Below are 1,598 nucleotides of genomic sequence, written 5' to 3' on the forward strand. Positions count from 1 at the left end.
GCGGTAAAAGCTTTCAAGCCTAAAATAAAACCGATATAAGGATCAATCGTACCGTACTGTTGGGCGAATAATACGCCCGTACCGCCGCCCAATGCGGATCCGATAAAGAACGTCAACGCAATGACTTTGCTCACATTGATGGACATCAGTGAAGCCGTTTCGCGGTCCTGCGCAACGGCGCGCATAGCTACGCCCCATTTGGTGCGATTGATGAAGAGATCGAGTCCGATCATGAGCAATACGGCAACAGCAAGCACGATAATCGAGTTCATTTTCAAAAATGCGTCATCAAAACTGTCCCAAATGGAAGAAGATTTAATGATAATGTTCTCATTGTAGAGCGAGATGCCTGTCACTAAGAAGCTCCCAGTCTTCAAGTCGGCAATAAAACGAACAATATCCTGAAGTAAAAAAGATACTCCGATAGCTGAAATCAGCGTGATCAATTTGGGCGCATTTCGTAGAGGTCTATACGCGACTCGTTCAATCCCGACGCCCATAAGCCCAGTAAAGAGCATAGCCGTCACCATAATGAGAATGTAAGAAATCCAACCCGGCATTCCGCTCAGCAGTCCTGCAGTATTAAAAACGAGTAGAGTCGATGTCCCCACGAACGCGCCAGTCATAAAAATTTCCCCATGCGCGAAATTGATAAATTCAAGGATTCCGTACACCATGGTATAACCGATCGCAACCACGGCATATACGGCGCCCAACGTGAGGCCGTCGACCAATACCTGGGGAAGTGTCTGCAGGATATCCGAAATCATAATAAAACTCCTTTTATCAATATAGAAGCCGCAAAAGAGGTACAGCATGGTGCATATACCTCTTTTGCGTGTGTAAGAGATTTGGAATCTTATTGCTTATTTCGGCTGCTCGATTTCGGAAATCATCGTTCCCGGGTAAGTCGGGCCTTCAAATTTGTAAATGAATACTTTGGCGTACTTGTTGTCGCCTTTATCGTCGAAGCTGACTTTCGTTGCCACGCCATCGAAATCCGTTGTGGCGCGAACCGCATCGCGGACTTTGTCTCGGGCAGGCAGCTTGCCGCCGTTATCTTCGATCGCTTTCTTCAGACCGCTCAGGATGACGCTCATGGAATCGTAGGCGTACGCCGAATAGTTTTCGACGCTTTTGCCGAATTTCTCTTTGTACTTTTCAGCCCACTCTTTGTTCGACTTGGTCATATCCGTTGACACCGAGCTGTAGAGCACATCGACCAATTTGTCTCCTGCCAAGTCAACCATAGCCGACGAGTCGAGCGCGTCTCCGCCCATAATCGGAACGGTGATGCCTTTCTCGCGCGCTTGTTTAACGATCAGGCCTCCTTCGTTGTACAAGCCGCCGAAGAAGATAAAGTCCGGCTTTTTGCTCAACACTTGGTTCAATACGCCGTTGAAGTCTTTTTCGCCGACGGTAATGCCTTCATAACCGGCAATCGTTGCGCCCAGTCCCTCGGCCGCGGTCTTAAACGCTTCCGCCAATCCTTGACCGTATGAAGTCTTGTCTTGAATAACGAAAATATTTTTCGCGCCGACCGTTTTCACCGCATATTCAGCGCCGGCCGGTCCTTGGAAGTCGTCGCGAGCAACGAC

2 protein-coding genes are annotated in these 1,598 nt (G+C 48.6%); both read right to left on the reverse strand.

Annotated features, from left to right (window positions below):
- On the reverse strand, positions 1 to 770 hold a 770-nt coding region (locus E2980_RS23815; protein ID WP_240703178.1), incomplete at its 3' end, for a branched-chain amino acid ABC transporter permease.
- Between the two features lie 96 nt (positions 771 to 866).
- Positions 867 to 1,598 (reverse strand): branched-chain amino acid ABC transporter substrate-binding protein (locus tag E2980_RS23820; protein WP_135154699.1); only part of this gene is annotated, 732 nt, incomplete at its 5' end.

The sequence above is a fragment of the Cohnella luojiensis genome, assembly GCF_004564235.1.
GTDB lineage: Bacteria > Bacillota > Bacilli > Paenibacillales > Paenibacillaceae > Cohnella > Cohnella luojiensis.